13 protein-coding genes are annotated in these 12,813 nt (G+C 70.9%); 6 read left to right on the top strand and 7 right to left on the bottom strand.

Annotated elements, in window-relative coordinates; translation table 11 throughout:
- Positions 1–34: 34 nt before the first annotated feature.
- Together mtrA and AB0F91_RS03455 are read right to left on the bottom strand one after the other, a co-directional pair.
- On the bottom strand, positions 35–712 hold the full coding sequence (gene mtrA / locus AB0F91_RS03460) for an MtrAB system response regulator MtrA (protein ID WP_139099890.1): 678 nt from the start codon (positions 710–712) through the stop codon (positions 35–37).
- 180 nt (positions 713–892) lie between these two features.
- A complete protein-coding gene (locus AB0F91_RS03455; RefSeq protein WP_360594360.1) occupies positions 893–1,234 on the bottom strand; it encodes a bifunctional 3-phenylpropionate/cinnamic acid dioxygenase ferredoxin subunit in 342 nt (113 codons plus the stop codon).
- 167 nt (positions 1,235–1,401) lie between these two features.
- Between AB0F91_RS03455 and AB0F91_RS03450 the strand changes: the two genes are divergently transcribed.
- The 3 genes from AB0F91_RS03450 to solA all read left to right on the top strand — a co-directional run bounded on the left by AB0F91_RS03450 (position 1,402) and on the right by solA (position 5,828).
- Positions 1,402–2,187: an IclR family transcriptional regulator gene (locus tag AB0F91_RS03450; RefSeq protein ID WP_360594358.1), complete on the top strand. Its 786-nt coding sequence runs from the start codon at positions 1,402–1,404 to the stop codon at positions 2,185–2,187.
- Between the two features lie 219 nt (positions 2,188–2,406).
- The gene (locus AB0F91_RS03445; protein ID WP_360594356.1) at positions 2,407–4,701 is read left to right on the top strand and encodes an FAD-dependent oxidoreductase; all 2,295 of its coding nucleotides are present in this window, start codon (positions 2,407–2,409) and stop codon (positions 4,699–4,701) included.
- Positions 4,698–5,828, top strand: coding sequence for an N-methyl-L-tryptophan oxidase (gene solA / locus AB0F91_RS03440; RefSeq protein WP_360594354.1), 1,131 nt, complete (start codon positions 4,698–4,700; stop codon positions 5,826–5,828). The genes AB0F91_RS03445 and solA overlap by 4 nt, the downstream gene beginning before the upstream one ends.
- Before the next feature lie 4 nt (positions 5,829–5,832).
- On the opposite strand, the gene AB0F91_RS03435 is transcribed toward solA, so the two are convergent.
- Complete coding sequence (locus AB0F91_RS03435) at positions 5,833–6,483, bottom strand: dTMP kinase (RefSeq protein WP_360594352.1); 651 nt, start codon at positions 6,481–6,483, stop codon at positions 5,833–5,835.
- Positions 6,484–6,515: 32 nt separating this feature from the next.
- Positions 6,516–7,400 (bottom strand): aldo/keto reductase, encoded by an 885-nt coding sequence (locus AB0F91_RS03430; protein ID WP_360594350.1) that lies wholly within the window; start codon positions 7,398–7,400, stop codon positions 6,516–6,518.
- A gap of 117 nt (positions 7,401–7,517) precedes the next feature.
- Here AB0F91_RS03430 and AB0F91_RS03425 point away from each other — a divergent pair, with 117 nt between their 5' ends.
- Positions 7,518–8,042, top strand: a complete 525-nt coding sequence (locus AB0F91_RS03425) for a TetR/AcrR family transcriptional regulator (protein WP_360595135.1) — start codon at positions 7,518–7,520, stop codon at positions 8,040–8,042.
- Here AB0F91_RS03425 and AB0F91_RS03420 read toward each other — a convergent pair.
- Positions 8,009–8,440, bottom strand: coding sequence for a hypothetical protein (locus tag AB0F91_RS03420; protein ID WP_360594348.1), 432 nt, complete (start codon positions 8,438–8,440; stop codon positions 8,009–8,011). The genes AB0F91_RS03425 and AB0F91_RS03420 overlap by 34 nt on opposite strands.
- 193 nt (positions 8,441–8,633) lie before the next feature.
- Here AB0F91_RS03420 and AB0F91_RS03415 point away from each other — a divergent pair, with 193 nt between their 5' ends.
- Both AB0F91_RS03415 and AB0F91_RS03410 read left to right on the top strand, forming a co-directional pair.
- On the top strand, positions 8,634–9,626 hold the full coding sequence (locus tag AB0F91_RS03415) for a hypothetical protein (RefSeq protein WP_360594346.1): 993 nt from the start codon (positions 8,634–8,636) through the stop codon (positions 9,624–9,626).
- A gap of 96 nt (positions 9,627–9,722) precedes the next feature.
- A complete protein-coding gene (locus tag AB0F91_RS03410; RefSeq protein ID WP_220244044.1) occupies positions 9,723–10,019 on the top strand; it encodes a hypothetical protein in 297 nt (98 codons plus the stop codon).
- A 39-nt stretch (positions 10,020–10,058) separates the two neighbouring features.
- Here AB0F91_RS03410 and AB0F91_RS03405 read toward each other — a convergent pair whose 3' ends face one another.
- Complete coding sequence (locus AB0F91_RS03405; RefSeq protein ID WP_360594344.1) at positions 10,059–10,892, bottom strand: acetoacetate decarboxylase family protein; 834 nt, start codon at positions 10,890–10,892, stop codon at positions 10,059–10,061.
- Between the two features lie 366 nt (positions 10,893–11,258).
- The gene (gene ahcY, locus AB0F91_RS03400) at positions 11,259–12,731 is read right to left on the bottom strand and encodes an adenosylhomocysteinase (RefSeq protein WP_360594342.1); all 1,473 of its coding nucleotides are present in this window, start codon (positions 12,729–12,731) and stop codon (positions 11,259–11,261) included.
- Between the last annotated feature and the right edge of the window lie 82 nt (positions 12,732–12,813).

Below are 12,813 nucleotides of genomic sequence, written 5' to 3'. Positions count from 1 at the left end.
TGGGCCGGCTGCCGCGGAAGCCGTCATCGGTTCATCACGGCGGGCCGGCCTTGTAACCGACGCCGCGCACCGTCAACACCACCTCGGGGTGCTCCGGGTCCTTCTCGACCTTCGACCGCAGACGCTGGACGTGCACGTTGACCAGCCGCGTGTCGGCCGCGTGGCGGTAGCCCCACACCTGTTCCAGCAGTACTTCACGGGTGAAGACCTGGCGCGGCTTGCGGGCCAGCGCCACGAGCAGGTCGAACTCCAGCGGCGTGAGCGGGATGGCCTTGCCCTCGCGCGTGACCTCGTGGCCCGGCACGTCGATCGCCAGGTCGCCGATGGTCAGCGACTCGGCGGGCTCGGCCTCGGTGCGGCGCAGGCGGGCGCGCACGCGCGCGACGAGCTCCTTCGGCTTGAACGGCTTGACCACGTAGTCGTCGGCACCGGACTCCAGGCCTAGCACTATGTCGACGGTGTCGCTCTTGGCGGTCAGCATCACGATCGGCACGCCGGACTCGGCGCGGATCGCCTTGCAGACGTCGATGCCGTTCATGCCGGGCAGCATCAGATCCAGCAGAACCAGGTCCGGTTTGAGCTCGCGCAGCGCGGGCAGCGCGCGCGAACCGTCCGCGACCACCGCGGTGTCGAACCCCTCACCGCGGAGCACGATGGTGAGCATCTCCGCCAGCGCGGGGTCGTCGTCGACCACCAAGACACGTGCCTTCATGAGCACATGTTCGCACTACTTGCGCCGCCGTCGAGCACGACCCGCGCGTTTGACCACCAGAAAGATCAAGATCGCGAGCCCGGGTTGCTCCATCCGGGCGCGCGCGAGCAGGCGTTGGACGGCCCGTGAAGGTTCCCGGGCACGCGCTCGGGAACCCCCACGGGCCTCGGGTGGGACGAGCTACGCAGTGAGCTGGCCGCTGCCCTCGCCGACGACGGCCGGCACCGGCGCGTCGACGAACACCACACCGTCGGTGACCACCACGGCGTAGGCGCGGACGGGATTCTTCGCGGGCAGGCACGTCGGCGCGCCGGTGCGCAGGTCGAACTGGGCCGCGTGCAGCGGGCACTCCACGAAGCAGCCTTCGAGCCAGCCGTCGGCGAGCGAGGCGTCCTGGTGGGTGCAGGTGTCGTCAATGGCGTAGAAGCCGGTGGCGGCGTGGAAGACGGCGATCGGGGTCGGGCCGTCGATGCGGAGGGACTCGCCCTCGGGCAGGTCGGCGACGGCGCAGGCACGGATCATCGGGAAGCCTCCGGGAAACGGGTCACGGGAACCGGGCAAGGTTCGTGAATGTTGCGCATGACGCGTTGATGTGCACTGTTCGCAACGGTGCGGCTCGCTCACCCTCGTCGTCAAGGGATTCGCCCGCTCAGCCGAACAGATCGCCGCCCAGCCGTTAGTGTTGCGCTATGCGGAACCACGACTCGGACAACGCAACGGGAAGTCAAGTTCAGTCGGTCGACCGCGCGATTCACGTGCTGGAACTGCTCGCGCGCAACGGGGAGTCGGGGATCACGGAGATCGCCGGGCAGCTCGGGGTGCACAAGTCGACGGCGTCCCGGCTGCTGAGCGTCCTGGAACAGCACGGGCTTGTCGAGCAGCTGGGCGAGCGCGGCAAGTACGCGATCGGCTTCGGCATCGTCCGTCTCGCCGGCGCGGCCACCGGCCGCATGGACCTCGCGAAGCTCGGCCGGCAGACCTGCCAGGCCCTGGCCGAGCAACTGGGCGAGACCGTGAACATCGCGATCGCCGACGACGGCGTGGCCATCAACATCAGCCAGGCCCGCGGCGCGGCCGCCATCACCACGCAGAACTGGACCGGGCAGCGCACGCCGCTGCACGCGACCTCCAGCGGCAAGGTGCTGCTGGCCGCGATGACCGAGGCCGACCGCAAGCGCGTGCTCGGCCACGGTCTCGAGCAGTACACGCCGCGCACGACCGTGGACCCCGAGGAGCTCGAGTCGGAGGTCGAGCGTGTGGCCGAGGACGGCTACGCGGCCTGCTTCGAGGAGCTGGAGCTCGGCATGCACGCGGTCGCGGTGCCGATCCACGGCCCGGGCGGTGAGGTCGTGGCTGCGATGAGTGCTTCGGGGCCGTCGTACCGGCTGTCGAAGCAGCGGATCAAGCAGATCGTGCGGCCGATGACCGATGCGGCGAAAGAACTTTCGGCACAGCTGGGCTACTACGCCAGCTGACACTTCCCCGGCGTCGGATCGCCTCTGCCGGCGTCCGCGTTACGGGCTTCACCTGCCCGGGCGCAAGCGAAAAACCGCTTCCGCGCGCGGTCTTGACACGTGCCCCCGCGATCCCGCACTTTGTTGCAGAAGACGGAACACACACCCCCATCCGCAACCTGGCCCGTGCCCGCCGGGTCGTTCGGCGCGCCCGGTGAACATCGGCCAGGAGGTACCGCGATGGCAGCCCGACCGCGAGTGGTCGTCATCGGCGCCGGGCTCGTCGGCTGCGCGCTGGCCGACGAGCTGACCGACCGCGGCTGGACCGACGTGACGGTGTTGGAGAAGGGGCCGCTCTTCACCGGTGACGGACCGGGCCTCGTACGCCATACCGACGCGGACCGCACCATGACGGAGTTCGCGAAGTACACCGTGGCCAAGTACGGCTCGCTGACGCTCGAGGGCCGGTGGTGCTTCCAGCCCGTCGGCGGTCTGGAGCTCGCGACCACGCCTCCGCAGCTGGCGGAGCTCCGACGGCGCCACGGCTGGGCGACGTCGTGGGGGGTGCGCGCGTACCTGCGCTCGCCGCGGGAATGCGCCGAACTGCACCCGCTGCTGGACCCGGCGCAGATCCTCGGTGGCCTCCACACCCCGGGTGACGGCGTCGCGAAACCGCTGCGCGCCGCCGAGGCCCAGGCCCGGCGCGCGATCGACCGCGGCGCGCGGTTCCTGGCGGGACAACGGGTCGTGGCGATCGAACGCGGCGGCGGGCGCGTGAGGGACGTGCGCACCGAGACCGACCGGTTCCGCGCCGACGTCGTGGTCTCTTGCGTGGGGGTGGACGCGCCGGCGATCGGGCGGCTCGTGGACCTGGCCGTGCCGCTGGTGCCCTTGACGCAGCACTACGCGCGCACCATTCCGCTACCCGCGCTCGCCGGTGACAACGATGACTTCACCGAGGCAGGCAAGCCGATCCTGCGCCACGGCGGGCTGTCCGTGCGCGAGCACGTCGGCCGGCTCGGCCTCGGCAGCGCCGCGCCCCGCCCGGCCGAATCGTTCGCCCCAACAGACTTCGAGCCACTCTGGGCCGAGGCCGTGCGCCTGCTGCCCGCGCTGGCCCACGCGAAAGTCGAGGAGGGCTTGACCACCCTGGTCGCGGCCACCCCGGATGGCAAGCCGCTGCTCGGCGAGCACCCGGATCTCGACGGTTTCTGGGTCGCCGAGGCCGTGGCCTTCCAGCACACCGCCGGCGTCGCGCGGGAGGTGGCGCGGTGGCTCGTCGACGGGCAGCCCCGCCTCGACCTGCACGCGAGCGACCTGGCCCGGTTCGAGCGAGTGCAGCTCGCGCCGGACCACGTGCGGGCACGCGCGATCCGGACGTTCGCCGGCACCCGGCACGACGAGCCACGCCCGCCGTTGCGCACCTCGCCGTTCTACGAGCGGCACGTCGCCTTGGGTGCGCGCTTCGCGGAAACCGGCGGGTGGGAGCGACCGGTTTGGTTCTCCGCCAACGAAACCCTGCCCGAGACATCCCGCGTACCGGCGTCGTCCGAAGCGCGGACGGCGGGCGCCGAAGCGATCGTCGCGCGCGAGCGGGTGGCGGTGTTCGACCTGACCCCGGCGACCCGGCTGGAGGTCACCGGGCCGGGCGCGCTGCCGTTCCTCCGGACGATGACCACCAACGAGCTCGGCCACGCGCCGGGTGCGGTCACGTACACGTTGCTGCTCGGCGAAGACGGGGGTGTCCGCAGCGATCTCACGGTGGCGCGCCTGGGCGCCGACCGGTTCCAAGTCGGCGCCAACGGACCGCTCGACGTCGACTGGCTGCGCCGCCACCTGCCCGGCGACGGCACGGTGCAGATCCACGAAACCACCGCGGGCACGTGCTGTCTCGGCGTGTGGGGTCCCCTCGCCGCGCGGGTGCTGGCCCCCCTGTCCACAACGGACTTGCCGACGGACGGCGCCGTGACCGCGTTCATCGGCACCGTGCCGGTGCTCGTGCTGCGTCGGTCCGGCGCCCCCGGCTGGGAGCTGCACACCAGCGCGGACCTCGGCCGTCTGCTGTGGGACACGCTGTGGGAAGCCGGGCAGCCGCACGGGATCGCCGCCGCCGGGCACGAGGCGTTCACGAGCCTGCGACGGGAGAACGGCGGCCGCACGTGGGGCACCGACTTCACCGCCGAGCACGATCCGTACGAGGCCGGGCTCGGGTTCGCCGTGCGGATGGACAAGGGCTACTTCCTCGGCCGCGACGCGTTGCTCGGCCGGTCGGCCGCCACCGTCGGACGCGAGCTGACGTCCCTGGTCACCGACGAGCTGGTGCTGGGCAAGGAACCCGTGTACTTCGAGGGCCATCCGGCGGGCTACGTCACGAGCGCGGCGCGCGGCCACACCGTCGGCAAGAACCTGGCGTTCGCCTGGCTTCCCGTCGAGTGCGCGAAACCTGGTACACCGGTGGAGATCGAGTACTTCGGCCGGCGGGTACCGGCGGTCGTGGAACCCCCGGAGCCGCGCAAGACGAGGAGAACCGCTTGACGCACTACGACGTGATCGTGATCGGCCTCGGCGGCATGGGCAGCGCCGCGGCGTACCGGCTCGCGCAGCGCGGACAACGCGTGCTCGGCATCGACCAGTTCGCGCCCGTGCACAACCTCGGCTCGAGCCACGGCGGATCGCGCATCACGCGTCAGGCCTACCTCGAAGGCCCGGACTACGTACCGTTGCTGCTGCGGGCGCACGAGCTGTGGGACGAGGTCGAACGCGACACCGGACGGCACCTGGTCACGCGCTGCGGCGGGCTGATGGCCGGGCCGCCGGACTCGCGCACGATCACCGGCAGCGTGCTCTCGGCCGAAAAGTTCGACATCCCGCACGAGCTGCTCGACGCGGCGCAGATCCGCCGGCGCTTTCCCACGATGGCCCCGCGCGACGACGAGGTGGCGCTGTACGAACCGGGCGCCGGGTTCGTGTCGCCGGAGGGCAGTGTCGCCGCGCACCTGCAGCTCGCCGCGCGCCACGGCGCCGAGCTGCACCACGAGGAGCAGGTGTTCACGTGGAGCACGTCGGAGTCGGGTGTGCGCGTGGGGACGACGTCGACCTACTACACGGCTTCGCGGCTGGTGCTGTGCCCGGGCGCGTGGGCGCCGTCGCTGCTGGCCAACCTCGGCGTGGACTTCGAGGTGCAGCGGCAGGTGCAGTACTGGTTCGAACCGGCGGACGCCGCGGCGTTCGCGGCCGACCGGCACCCGGTGTACCTGTGGGAAACCGAGCAGGGCGAACAGTTCTACGGCTTTCCCGCGCACTCACCGCAGGGCGTGAAGGTGGCTTCGCACCTCGCCGGCACGCCGTGCACCGCCGACACGATCGACCGCCGCGTGCACGACCACGAGGTGCGCGCCGTCACCGACCTCGTCGGCTCCCGGCTGCCGGCGCTGGGCACGTTCCGCCGCGCCGCGACCTGCCTGTACACGAACACGCCCGACGAGGACTTCGTGATCGCGCGGCATCCCGATCACCCACGCGTGGTCGTGGCGTGCGGATTTTCGGGGCACGGCTTCAAGTTCGTGCCCGTGGTCGGGGAGATCGTGGCCGATCTGGTCGTCGACGGCAGCACGCCGCACCCCATCGCCCTCTTCGACCCGGCACGATTCGACGAACGATGACCGCTCAGGACAGCAGCGACTTGGCCAGCGTCGGCAAGTCGACACCGGTGACGCCGTCGAGCACGTGCCACGGCGCGAGCCAGCCGGCCGCGGCCAGCTCGTCGTACACGGCGGCGCAGCGCTGCTGCAGGGCGTCGTCGGATTCGAACGCGTCCCGCGCCCGGCCGCTGTCCGCGGCGGCACGGCGGACAGCGCGTTCGGCGGCGACCTGCGGGGACACCCGCAGCAGCAGGTGCGCGTCGGGCCGCGGGAGCGCGAAGCGGTCGACCTCGAGTCCCCACACCCAGCGCACGACGTCGCCGTCGGCGTTCTCCCGCAGGCGTGCGGCGGCGTACGCGGCGTTGGAGGCGACGTAGCGGTCGAGCAGCACCACGTCGTTGTCCGCCAGCAGCGCGCGGATCTCGTCGGCCGCGCCGCTGCGGTCGAGGGCGTAGAGCAGGGCCATGCCGTAGACGGAGTCGGCGAGGTCGCCGTGGCCGCGGTGCAGGGCCTCGCGCACGAGGTCCGCGTGGATGCTGCGGCCGTAACGCGGGAACGCCAGGCTGCCGACCCGCGCGCCCCCGCGGTGCAGCTCAGCGGTGAGCCCGTCCGCGAGGGTGCGCTTGCCGGCGCCGTCCAAACCTTCGATCACGACCAGTCGCCCCACGGGGCTCACCCTAGGACAGGCCCGAGCGGCCCACGACAGTGCTATCGGCCCAGTGGCGGGGTGACGCCGTAGGACCAGTTGTCGTCCAGCGAGACCTCGCGCTCGCCGGCGACCGTGAGCGCGTCGAGCCGCTTCAGCTCGTCGCCGGTGAGCGCCAGCGAAGCGCCACCGGCGTTTTCCGTCAGCCGCCCGACGTGCAACGTGCCCGGGATCGGGACCACGTCCGGCGCCTGCGCGAGCAGCCACGCGAGCGCAACCTGGCCGGGCGCGGCGTCGTGGGCCGTGGCGATGTCACGCACGATCTCCACGGCGGCGAGGTTCGCCTCGAACACCTCCCGCGCGAACCGCGGCATCTTGCGGCGGTAGTCGTTCTCCGGCAGGTCGTCGAACGAAGTGAGCTTGCCCGTCAGCATCCCGCGGCCCAGCGGGCCGTACGGGATGACACTGATGCCGAGCTCGCGGCACAGCGGGAACACCTCGTCCTCGAGGTCGCGCGACCACAGCGACCACTCGGTCTGCACGGCGGTGATCGGGTGCACGGCGTGCGCGCGCCGGATCTCCTCGATGGGTGTGTCCGGGTCCACGCGGTGCTGGTAGTACAGGTCGACGTGGTCGGTGCCGAGCCGGGTCAGCGAGCGCTCGATGCGTTCGCGCACGTACTTCGGGCGGCCGTTGATGATCGCTGGAGCGCCGTCGAACGGACCCTGGACGATGCCGAACTTGGTGGCCAGCACGACCTGGTCGCGGCGGCGCGCGATCGCCTTGCCGATGGCCTCCTCGCTGCCGCCATAGACGTCGGAGCTGTTGACGAGGGTGACGCCGAGGTCCAGCGACCGGCCGATCAGGGCGTCGGCCGTGTCGTCGGTGGCGTGGTCCTCGGCCTGCCCGTAGGGGCGGGCGAAGCCCATCGCGCGGTAGCCATCCAACGCCGAAGCGCCGGGACGCCGCGGCCACCCGCGCGGCGATCCTGAGAGCCGCCCGCAAGGCGTTGCCCGAGCACGGCTACGACGGTGCCGGCGCCCGCGAGATCGCCCGCGCCGCCGATGTGGACGCACGGGCTGTTCGGCAAGTACTTCGGCTCGAAGGAAGGGCTCTTCGCCGAGGTCGTGGAGGTCGCGTTCGAGAAGTCGATAACGATGACGCCCGAACTCAACGCCGAGGCGGCGCGGGCACTGCTGACCGGCGACGACCCGCACGCGTCCGACGGAATGCTGCTCACCCTCCGTTCGGTCGCCAACCCGCGCGCCGCGGCGATCATGCGCGCGAGCATCGAGCGCAACTACCAGACCCGGCTCGCCGACGCGCTGCCCGGCACCGACGCCACCGGCCGCTCGGCGCTGCTGATCGCCATCTGCGCCGGGACGCCGCTGAACCGCCTGCTGCTGGGCTCGACCGTGCTCACCGGCCCCGACGCCGAAGAGCTGATCCCGTACCTGCACGCGGCACTCGACGCCGTGGCGGTCGCGCCGGACGAGAAGGTGGTCGACCGGCGGCCCGGCGGGAGGAACGGCACCGCCGGGCCGGCCGGTACGCCTCAGGCGGCCTCGCGCCGCGAGTGCAGCAGGTAGCCTCCGCCGCCGGTGAGCAGCAGGCTCACGAGGATGAGCAGCGGCAGCCAGCCCGAGTCGTGGTCCTCGGGCGGCGGGGTGTCGCCGCGCGGCAGGACGTCGGCGACAAGCCGGACGGCCTGCGCGTCACCGGTGGCCGACTGCGGGACGAGGTGGGCGTTGCCGACGCCGGAGGGCTGCGCCGCGCTCGCGCCCGGTGCCGACGTCAGCAACGCCATGCCGACGAGCACCACGAGTGCCAGGACCCGGCCCGCGGTGCGTACTCTCTCGATCCGGACCCGGCCACGGTGGACGGCGGCCCGGGTAGTGGCAAGTGGCTGCTCGGCGGACACCGGCACGGACCTCCCCACCCCCACGACGTGACCCTCGGTCGTCACAACGGTGAACAGTGCGGTCACGCGGAGCAAGCTGCTCTTCCGGTGATCAACGCGTTCCGGGTCAGTTCTGGAACACGGAATGGCACCCTTGCGTGGCCAACCACCCCGAACGGGGGTCGGAGCGGCTACCGTGCGCTGCTAACGTGAACGTTCCGCGGTGTTCACGGCCGGCGCACGCAGTGATCTCCACACTGGTCTGGTGAAGGGACAAGCGGTGTCTCGAGACGGGGAAGGCGCACTGATCATCGAACCTGTTCGCCGTGGGTCGGGCGATCTGCCCGCGGAGCTGGCCGACGCGTTGCGCACCGGCGAGTTCCACCACGCCCTGCGCACGGCCATCTCGCACCGGGGACTGTCGCTGGCCCGCCTGCGCGCCCACCTGGCGCTCCGCGGCGTCCAGATTGGACAGTCGACGCTCAGCTACTGGCAGCGGGGGCTGCGCCAGCCCGAAGTGCCCAAAGCGTTGCCGGCCGTGCGCGCTCTGGAGTCGGTGCTGCAGCTGCCGGCGGACTCGCTGGTGGTGCTGATCGGCCCGCGCACCACCCGCCCGCGCGGGCACCAGGCCGCGGTGTCGTTCCACGACCTGCGCTCGGGCGACATGGGCTCGATCGTCGACCAGCTGCTCACCGATCTGGGAGTGCTGCCCTCGTCCAACCACTCCAACGCCGACCTGGAGCTGCTCTCGGTCCACGACCGCATCACGGTCGACGAGCGCCGCCGACAAGTCAGCATCCGCACGCGCTTGGTCACGCGCGCGCGGCGGCACGGCCCCGACCGCTACGTGACCGTGTACAACGGCGACCCCGGCTGCAAGATCGACGACGTGGAGCTGATCACCGCCGAGGGCTGCCGCGTCGGGCGGATCCGCCGCCACCCGGGCGGCGAGACGATGGCGACCGAGCTGCTCTTCGACCGCAAACTCGGCGAAGGCGACATCCACGTCTTCTGCTTCGAGGTGCGCGACGACTCCAGCGCGCTGTTCCCCGGCTACTACCGCATGCTGCGCGACCAGGCCGCCAGCTACCTGCTGCAGCTGCAGTTCGCGCCCACCGCGATGCCCGCGCGCTGCACCCGCCAGGTCCGCGCGCGCGACGACGCGCTGCCCGTCGAAGCCGAAGAGCTCCCGCTCGACACGGGCGGCGTGACGAGCGGCTACTTCCGCGACGCGGGACCCGGGCTGGCCGGCATCGCCGTCGAGTGGAACTGAGCCGGCCGGTGAACAACGGGGCCCCCGACCTGCGTTGACGGTCCCCGGTACCGCGCGCACGATGAGTTTTCGGGGCAGCCTCACCAGGAGCCGAAAATGAGTTTCGTGCAAGTCATCGAGTTCAAGACCTCACACCCGGACGAGCTGAACGAGCTCATGGACGAGTGGAAAACCGCGACGCAAGGCAGTCGCACGGCCACCCACGCGGTGGTGATGAGCGACCGCGACAACCCCGGGACGTACATGGAGTTCGTCGAGTTCCCGTCGTACGAAGAGGCGATGCGGAACTCGGAGCTGCCGGAGACCGCGAAGTTCGCCGAGCGGATCGGCAAGCTGTGCGACGGACCGCCGGTGTTCCACAACCTCGAGGTGATGCGGGACGAGCGGCTCTGAGCGGCCGGGCGCCGGGCGGACGACCCGGCCGCGACCGCGTCAGAGGATGATCAGATCCGTGACGCTGTAGGACAACGAACCGCGGAAACCCGCGCCGGTGCGCTGCGGCGCCAGGTCGGCCAGTTCCTCGGCCTGCGCCGGGAAGAACGACAGCTCGCCGGTGCCGGTCCAGGTGCCGGCGACCTGCGGAGTGTCCAAAACGGACTGCGTCAGCTCGTGCACGGCGGGGTTCTGCTGCTGCCCGGCCGTGAGCCGCGGGAAGTAGCGCAGGTTCACGATCGGCCGCCCCAGCGCCGGGATGGTCGGCGCGGTCTTCTCGAGTGTCACGCGCGCCTCGGCCAGCTGCCGGCCGTTCGACGACAGGGTGGCACCGAACCGGCCGCCGGCGCCGACCACCGGGCCGGCCTGGCTCGGCACGCCGAACGCGCGGGTCTGGTGCACGGCCCCGATCTTCTTCGGGAAGCCCTGGATCCAGCCGCGGGCCAGCGCCTCGTCGTTGTCCACGTAGATGAACGGGCACCACGCCACGGGCGAACCCTGGTGCACGGCGTCGAGCAGCACGAGGAACTCGCTGTACTGGCTGCGCACCGGGTCGAGGTACTCGTTGTCACCGGCCAAAAACTGCCAGTCGATGAACAGCGCGTAGCCGTGCCCCGAACTCGCCGGATCCGGGTCCAGACCGGTCGGCAGCGACGCGGCGGCCGCGGCCGGCGTGGTCCAGAACTCGACGCCGACCACGTCACCCACGTAGTGCCACGGCGGCGTCGGCGCGAGGTTGGCCACCCCGCGGGCGCTGAGCGGATAACTGTAGCCCTTGAGCCGTTCGTTCACCGGCGTGGTCGTGGCGTCCTCGGCGAACGCGGGGGTGCTCATCGCCCCCGCCGCCACCGCGGCCAGCCCTCCGGCGAGTACCCCTCTTCGACCCACTTCTCCTGCGGACAAGGCAAATCCCCTTCACTTCGACAATCCCCCGGCCGCCGTGCGCGACCGCGCTTCTTCGAAGGAGCCACGGGACCGCGCCGAACGGGTCCGGACGCGGAGAGGCCGGAGCCCAGGAGGCAGACCCGGAGCGAATCTTCGGGCACATCGGACGTCGGGGACTTGTCGTCGGTCGAGGAACCGGAGTGCACGGCGGGGTGGCCCCGAGCGACCTGGGCGTCCACTGTGGAGGGCAAGCACATCCGGAACACAGAAGCGGCGCCCGGAAACCCCAGGCGCCGCTTCGGCACTGCGAGAACCTCAGTAGCGGTAGTGGTCCGACTTGAACGGGCCTTCCACGTCCACGTCGATGTACTCCGCCTGCTCCTTGGTGAGCTTGGTCAGCTCGCCGCCCAGCGCCTCGAGGTGGATGCGCGCCACCTTCTCGTCGAGCTTCTTGGGGAGGCGGAACACCTCCTTGTCATACTCCTCGTGCTTGGTGAACAGCTCGATCTGCGCGATGACCTGGTTCGAGAAGCTGTTCGACATCACGAACGACGGGTGCCCGGTCGCGTTGCCGAGGTTGAGCAGCCGGCCCTCGGACAGCACGATGATCGTGTTGCCGTTGGGGAACACCCACTCGTCGACCTGCGGCTTGATGTTGACGCGGCGGATCCCCGGGTAGCGCGCGAGGCCGGCCATGTCGAGCTCGTTGTCGAAGTGGCCGATGTTGCCGACGATCGCCTGGTGCTTCATCTTCGCCATGTGCTCGACCATCACCACGTTCTTGTTGCCGGTGGTGGTGATCACGATGTCGGCTTCGCCGAGCACGTTCTCGAGCTTCTTGACCTGGAAGCCGTCCATCGCCGCCTGCAGCGCGCAGATCGGGTCGATCTCGGTCACGATCACGCGCGCGCCCTGGCCGCGCAGCGACTCCGCCGCGCCCTTGCCGACGTCGCCGTAACCGCAGACCACGGCGACCTTGCCGCCGATCAGCACGTCCGTGCCGCGGTTGATGCCGTCGATCAGCGAGTGGCGGATGCCGTAGCGGTTGTCGAACTTCGACTTCGTCACGGCGTCGTTCACGTTGATCGCCGGGAACAACAGCTCACCCGCGGCAGCCAGCTGGTAGAGCCGCAACACGCCGGTGGTGGTCTCCTCGGTGACACCGCGGACGCCCTGGCCGATGGTGGTCCACTTCGAGGAGTCAGCGGCGACGGACGCGCGCAGCAGCTCCAGGAAGACCTTCCACTCGTCGGGGTCCTCGTCGTCGGCGGGCGGAACGACGCCGGCCTTCTCGTACTCGGTGCCCTTGTGCACGAGCATGGTGGCGTCACCGCCGTCGTCGAGGATCATGTTCGGACCCTCGCCGTCCCAGGTGAGCATCTTCTCGGTGCACCACCAGTACTCCTCCAGCGACTCGCCCTTCCAGGCGAACACCGGCACACCCTTCGGCTCCTCGGTGGTGCCGTGCGGGCCGACGACCACGGCCGCGGCCGCGTGGTCCTGCGTGGAGAAGATGTTGCACGAGGCCCAGCGGACCTCGGCACCCAGCGCCACCAGCGTCTCGATGAGCACGGCGGTCTGCACCGTCATGTGCAGCGACCCGGAGATCCGCGCGCCGCGCAGGGGGTAGACCTCGGCGTACTCACGGCGCAGCGACATCAGGCCCGGCATCTCGTGCTCGGCGAGGCGGATCTCCTTGCGGCCGAACTCGGCGGCCTCGAGGTCGGCGACGGCGAACTCGATGCCGCCCCGGGTGTCGTGCCGCTTGGCAACGCTTTCGGGGGTCATAGTGCGGTTCCTCCAAGGATTGATGGCATCTGAACAGTACCGTTGTCGGCTTGACGTCCCCCCGACCGGCTTAGGAGACCCT

Origin of the sequence: Amycolatopsis sp. NPDC023774, assembly GCF_040639695.1 — a bacterium.
In the GTDB taxonomy this organism is placed as follows: Bacteria; Actinomycetota; Actinomycetes; order Mycobacteriales; family Pseudonocardiaceae; genus Amycolatopsis.
This window is presented reverse-complemented; position numbering and strand designations above follow the sequence as displayed.